5 protein-coding genes are annotated in these 6,398 nt (G+C 66.9%); 1 reads left to right on the forward strand and 4 read right to left on the reverse strand.

Going from position 1 to position 6,398, the window contains the following annotated elements:
- Positions 1–79: 79 nt before the first annotated feature.
- From ACH49N_RS19875 to ACH49N_RS19885, 3 genes are all read right to left on the reverse strand, one after another.
- Positions 80–1,555, reverse strand: a complete 1,476-nt coding sequence (locus ACH49N_RS19875; RefSeq protein ID WP_358273707.1) for an Hsp70 family protein — start codon at positions 1,553–1,555, stop codon at positions 80–82.
- 125 nt (positions 1,556–1,680) lie between these two features.
- Positions 1,681–2,640, reverse strand: coding sequence for an alpha/beta fold hydrolase (locus tag ACH49N_RS19880; RefSeq protein ID WP_358273709.1), 960 nt, complete (start codon positions 2,638–2,640; stop codon positions 1,681–1,683).
- Between the two features lie 31 nt (positions 2,641–2,671).
- Complete coding sequence (locus ACH49N_RS19885; RefSeq protein WP_358273711.1) at positions 2,672–3,994, reverse strand: UDP-glucose/GDP-mannose dehydrogenase family protein; 1,323 nt, start codon at positions 3,992–3,994, stop codon at positions 2,672–2,674.
- A gap of 105 nt (positions 3,995–4,099) precedes the next feature.
- Between ACH49N_RS19885 and ACH49N_RS19890 the strand changes: the two genes are divergently transcribed.
- Positions 4,100–4,621, forward strand: coding sequence for a protein tyrosine phosphatase (locus ACH49N_RS19890; protein WP_358273713.1), 522 nt, complete (start codon positions 4,100–4,102; stop codon positions 4,619–4,621).
- 16 nt (positions 4,622–4,637) lie between these two features.
- On the opposite strand, the gene ACH49N_RS19895 is transcribed toward ACH49N_RS19890, so the two are convergent.
- The gene (locus tag ACH49N_RS19895; RefSeq protein ID WP_358273714.1) at positions 4,638–6,293 is read right to left on the reverse strand and encodes a polysaccharide biosynthesis tyrosine autokinase; all 1,656 of its coding nucleotides are present in this window, start codon (positions 6,291–6,293) and stop codon (positions 4,638–4,640) included.
- Positions 6,294–6,398 lie beyond the last annotated feature (105 nt).

The raw sequence follows: 6,398 nt of genomic DNA on the forward strand, positions 1-6,398 counted from the left end.
GCCCGGACTCGGACAGTGCGAGAACCACATTCCATGGTAGGCGCGCAGAGTGCCTCGCGACCACGGAAAAGTGCGGAGGTTATGTGCCGGGGACCCTCGGCAGCGGGGGAAGCTGCAGGGGTGGCAACTGGAACTGCGGAAGCCCCGGGAACACCGGTACGGGCGGTGGCGGCGGGGGTTCGGGCTCCGGCTCCGGAATCTGGATCCGGGACGCGGTTGCCGCGGGCTCCTCGGCGACTTCGGTCGGAGGCGGCGGCGCTGTCGGTGACGGAGTCGCCATCTCGGTCACCGCGGGGGGCTGCGCTTTCGGCTGAGTGGTGACGGGCTGGGACGTGCCCTCCGTGCTGTTGAGCAGGGTGCTGCCGTAACCGAGTCCGAGGCCGATCAGTGCGATGACGGCCAATGCCCCACCGGCCAGTGCTGCGCCCCGGATCTGGACCTTCGCTACCCGCTGACTCGGTGGTGGTGCCGCCGCACTCAACCACGACGGCGTACTCGAGAGCCCGCTGCTGCGTCCGCCCGACGGACCCGGCGCCTGGCGCGCGAAGGAGGCGTCGTCGTACTCGAGGGGCGGCACGGCAGGGCCGGCAGGAACAGCAGCATAGGGACTCACCGTGGAGCCGACGTAGGGACCGAACGTCTCTGCCGGCGGCGGGAGGACGGTGACTCCCCCGGGCGCCAGCTGTCCCTGTTGAGCGAGGAGCGCTGCGCCCTGTGCTGCGACGAGTTCGGGGTGGTCGGGCACGATGACGGGCAACGCCAGCCAGGATTCGAGGACGGTGCGCACCAGCGGGATCCGCGCCCCACCGCCGGTGAGAACCACGGCGTCGGGGATTCGCCCCGACCGGGCGATCACATCCCGAGCCAGGCGGGCAGAGGACTCGACGGTGACGCCGATGAGGGAATCGAACACATCGCGCGACAGCAGCAGCAAGCCGCCGTCCCCGGGCACCGCGACAGCGCCGCCGACGGACAGCCGTTCCTTGGCCTCCCGGCAACGGAGGTCCAGGGCGTGGCTCGCGGCCGCGTCGTGCGGCGTGGAGATGCGCTTGTTCACCAACTGGTTGTCGCGGATCAGCCGGTCGAAGAGGTCACCGCTCACAGTGTCGGTGCGGATGCTTTCCACCACGGCGCCGGTTTCCCGGTCGACGACGCTGACGGTGAGTCCGGAACTGCCGAGGTCGTAGAACACCAGCGTCGAGTGGTCACCCAATGCGCCCGCAGCGTCGAGCACTGTCAGCGCCGCGGAAGCCTCGGGAACGAGCTGGTAGTTCCCGAGCTGTTGGCGTGCCATCGCTGCCTGCACGGCGCCTGCCTGCGCCTCGTCGCGATACGCGACCCCGGTGGCATGCACCTCGCGGTTATCGAATCCCCCGGCCAGTACGACGCCGATCGATTCGGCGGCGAGGTCCTCGGGCAGTTCCCGCCCTGCGGCAACCACCTGGGCACGGAAGTCGGGCAACACGCGGCGTCCCGAGTCCTCGCGGGTCACGGAGTCGGGTCGTGCCAACCGCACAGCGCTTGCACCAACCGAAACTCCGAGAACCGAACTCATGGGCCGCCTTACTCGACTGTGCACGGGTCCGTGTGATGGAATCCCCCACTCCATTGCCCCGCAGTCTAGCGAAAGGCATCACCGGGGCAACCGGGCAGCCCGGGAGGGAACGGACAGCCGGCTGCTCAGGAGTTGCTCGCGATGATCACCCCGGCGATACCCGTGCCGAGGGGAACAACGGTGCACGGGGGCACGGCCGCATGAGCCGGATCAAGGGTGTTGAGGACGAGCTGCTGGGTGAAGGAGTCGTACGGCAGGTTGAAGTGCCCGGTCTGGTCGAGCGGGCACAAGTCCTGGACGAGGATGTTCGTCGCGCCGGGGTCACGTAACTCCACATTGGTGTACGGCTGGATCACCTCGTCGTACCGCGTCCCGATGGTCGTGTACTCGACGCCGGGCACGGTGTCACCGCCACTGTTGAGCCGGGTGAGGAACTCGGAGCCCTCCACCTGTTCGGCCAGCGCCTCCGAGCCGAACCCTTCGATCAATTGGGTGCCCCCCGGCAGTGACACCACAGCGGTGGCGATGCCGAAGAAGGTTCCGCCGTAGGAGGGCGAGGCCAGACCGATCCACCGATCCACCTCGGCCGCTCCGCCGAGCTCTTTGATGTAGTACCTCGCTACGGTCGCGCCCTGGGAGTGTCCGACGATGTCGACCTCGTCGGCGCCGGTCGTGGACAGCACGTCGTCGACGAACTCCGCGAGCTCGCGTGCGCCGACCGTCATGGGCTGCATCCCGAAGTGGTCGGTTCCGGCCTCGCGGCCGTAGTTCAGCGCGAAGAGGCAGAACCCGGCGGCCTTCAGTTTCGGGCTCAGGCCCGCCCAGTTGGAGTATGCGCTGCCGTCGCTCCCGTGCACGAGGACCACCGGGGCAGGATGTTCGGGACCGGGACGGCAGGAAAAGTCGTTGACGCCGGGCGGTGCGGAACCGGGGTTGTCTTTCGAGTACCGGATCGCTGCGCCGGCGTCGGACTGTGCCGGACCCGGCCGAGTCGGGATTTCGGCCGCGTGGACGGGGACCGCACCGAGCAGGCAGACGAGCGCACCGAGCAGTGCTGTTGCGAATCCGACCCGGAACTTCGCCATCGCCTCGCCCTCCGTAGCGGCGAGATCAACGTTATCCCCTGCCCAGCCCCCGGTACACCCATCCCGCGTCCCGCCACTGCTGGGCGTCGAGGCAGTTGCGGCCGTCCACCATCACGCGGGCTCGGACCACTCCGCCGAGATCGTCCGGCTTCAGGGCCGCGAATTCGGCCCATTCCGTGAGAACCAGTACCGCATCGGCGTTTTCGCAGGCTTCGGCCACCGAGGTGGCGTAGTTGAGAGTCGGGAAGAGGCGCCGCGAGTTGTCGAGTGCCTTGGGGTCGTACACGCTCACGACTGCGCCGTGTAGCTGCATCATCCCCGCGACATTGAGGGCGGGCGAATCACGGACGTCGTCGGACTCCGGTTTGAACGCTGCGCCCAGCACCGCGACGTTGGCGCCCAGCAACGAGCCACCGCACACCTGTGCTGCCAGTTCCACCATCCGCGTACGTCTGCGCATGTTGATGCTGTCGACCTCGCGAAGAAAATGCAGTGCCTGATTGGCGCCGAGTTCACCGGCCCTGGCCATGAAGGCGCGAATGTCCTTCGGCAGGCAACCGCCGCCGAATCCTAGTCCGGCGTTGAGGAAGCGCCGGCCGATGCGCGCGTCGTAGCCGAGCGCATCGGCGAGCTGGGTGACGTCTGCGCCGGTGGCCTCGCACACTTCGGAGATGGCGTTGATGAAGGAGATCTTGGTGGCGAGGAACGCGTTCGCCGAGACCTTGACTAGTTCGGCGGTCGCCAGGTCGGTGACCAGGAAGGGAATGTCCTCGGCGAACAGTGGGGCGTACAGCTGACGCAACTGCGTCTCCACACTGCCGGGCCGGTCCCGGTCGACTCCCAGCACCATTCGGTCGGGGTGCAGGGTGTCCTGGACGGCGAACCCTTCCCGCAGGAACTCGGGGTTCCACGCCACCTCGACGGCGTCCCCTGCAGGTGCCAGCGCCCGCGCCCTCGCGCCCAGTTCCGCCGCGGTTCCGACGGGCACCGTCGACTTGCCGACGATCACTGCGGGTCGGTCGAGGAGGGGCGCCAGGGTGTCGATCACCGAGTGCACGTGCCGCAGATCGGCGGCGTACTCCCCCTTCTTCTGCGGGGTGCCCACTCCCAGGAAGTGGAGGTCGGCGAACGCGGCGGCCTCGGTGTAGGAGGTGGTGAACTGTAATCGCCCCGCCTCGATGTTGCGGCGGAGAACCTCGGCGAGGCCCGGCTCGTAGAACGGCACCTCACCGGCGGAGAGTTTCGCCACTTTTCCGGGATCGATGTCGACTCCCAGCACGTCGTGCCCCAGTTCCGCCATGCAGGCGGCATGAGTCGCTCCCAGGTATCCGGTTCCAAAGACGGTGCAGCGCATGCACCGTTGATATCCGGCGCGGGTGAGCAGGGCATTTACCCGACTGATGTTCCAAGCCAACAGTGCGTGTACGCGCGGTGCAGACCGAGACCCTATGCTTCGCCCATGCATGTTCTCTTCGTCTGCACCGGAAACGTCTGTCGTTCTCCTACGGCCGAGCGCCTCACCCTGGCATTCGCCGAGGAGCTCGGACTGACCGATCTCACTGCCGAAAGTGCAGGTACCCGCGCCATGGTGGGTCATCCGATGGAGCCGACCGCGGCCCAGGTACTCGAAGGACTCGGCGGCGATCCCAGCGGGTTCACGGCTCGGCGACTCACCGAGGACCTGGCGGTCGACGCCGACCTGGTGCTCACCATGACCGAGCGTCAGCGTGAGAAGGTGCTGGCGATGGCCCCTGAGCAGTTGAAGAAGACCTTCACGTTGAGGGAGGCCGCACGACTTGCCGTGGCCGCAGATGCAAAGTCCGTTGCCGATCTGGCAGCAGCGCGGCCGAAGCACAGATCCGCCGACGGACCTGAAGACATCTCGGACCCGATCGGTCAGGACGAGGAAACATTCCTGACCGTCGGGTCCGAGATAGCCGACCTACTGGGTGTCTTGACGCGCAGCGTCCGGAACTACTGACGCAGAACGTCCGGGGCTACTGACGCGGAGCGTCCGGCCCGGATGCATCCTCCCCGTCTTCGCGGTATCGCCGAGCGCGCCGCGGAGCGGGGGGCTGCGCGGTGTAGGCGTGCGAATTCACTCGCTCCACCCAATCGGTGTCGTGTTCTTGTTCGAGCACCTGGTGGGCCTGCGTTTCCACATATTCGGAGCCCGAGTGGTGTCCGTTTCCGGCCGGCGCGGAGTTGCGGGCCGGCGGCGCCGCCGGAGCCGGGGCGGCGTGGACCGGCTGCGGTGGAGTCTGCACCGCGGCCTCGGCCCGCTGCATCTGCGGCAGCGACTTGTCCGTCTCGTAGTAGTACTTGTATTCGTAGACTCCCTTGCCCCGGCTCGGCGTCATCGTGATGATCGTGCCCAGGATGGTGGCGCCCACGCTGTGCAGGTTTCCGACGGCGCGGGTCAACTGCTCGCGCTTGGTTTCGCCGTGCCGGGCGATTACGAGCGCGCCGTCCGACATGGCGGTGAGAACGGTGGCGTCGGTCACCGGGAGGAGCGGTGATGCGTCGACGATGACGTAGTCGAAACGTTCGCGTAGGTCGGCGAGAACCTGTCGCGCCGTGGCCGTTCCGAGCAACTCGCTCGGGTTCGGGGGGATCGGCCCGGACGCGAGGACGGTCAATCCCTGGTACGAGGTCGGCTGGAGCACCCCGTCCAGAGTCGCCTGTCCCGCCAGCACGCTACTGAGACCGACGGATCCGACAACGCCCAGATACTTGGACACGCGGGGCTTCCGGAGATCGCCTTCGACAAGGCATACGGACTTGCCGCCCTCGGCGAGGACCAACGCAATGTTGATGGCTGTGGTCGTCTTGCCCTCTGTGGGAAGCGAACTGGTGACCACGATGACCCGGGGCGGGTTGTCGACCTCGAGGAATTGCAGGTTGGTACGAAGTTCTCGGTATGCCTCCGCGCTCGACGAGTGGCCCTCCGCGAAATTGATGGCCTGCTGGGTCTGCCGATCTTTGTCGAACGGGATGGTGCCGATCATCGCGGAGCCGGCCAGCTCTTCCACCGTACGACGGTCTTTCACCGTGTTGTCGAGGCGATCACGCAGTACGGCGAGGGCGATGCCCAGCAGGAGGCCGACTGCGGCTCCGAGCGCGAGATTACGCAGTGTCTTCGGGGAGACGGGCGTCGACGGCGTCTGCGCCTGCTGTTCGACGACAACGCGTGCGGCCGGTGCGCCGCCTCGTTCGGGTGTTTCGAGTTCACGGACCATGACCACGAATTCGTCGGACATCGCGTTGGCGATGTCGCGGGCACGCTCGGGTGAGGGGTCCTGCACCTTCAGGTCGACGAGGACGGTGTCGGGTGCGGAGGTGGCCTTGACCTGATTGGCGAGCTCGGCCGGTGTCTCGGTGAGACCCAGCTTCTCGATGGTGCGCTGCGCGAGAGTCTGACCGGTCAGTAATTTGGTGTAGGACGCCACGCGTTGCTGCGAGTACAGGTTTCCCTGGTACAGCTCATTGACCGACGAGCCCGCCGAGGTGGAGACGAACAACCGGGTGGAGGCTTCATACACGGGCGTGGTGAGCAGTGAGGCACCGAGCGCCCCGAGGATCGCCACCACCGTGGTGATGGCGATGATTTTCCATCGTGCCTGCAGAATGCGCAGGTAGTCCTGGATTTCCATGTTCGAGTCTCCCATCGAGTTCACGCGCCGAGCGCCGTGATCGCGTTGTCATTCGTGTGTCCTGACCCGATCGACCTCCTCGTCTCGAAGGATGCGGGCCTCTGC

The organism is Rhodococcus sp. NPDC019647, assembly GCF_044389235.1.
Lineage (GTDB): Bacteria > Actinomycetota > Actinomycetes > Mycobacteriales > Mycobacteriaceae > Rhodococcus_F > Rhodococcus_F oxybenzonivorans.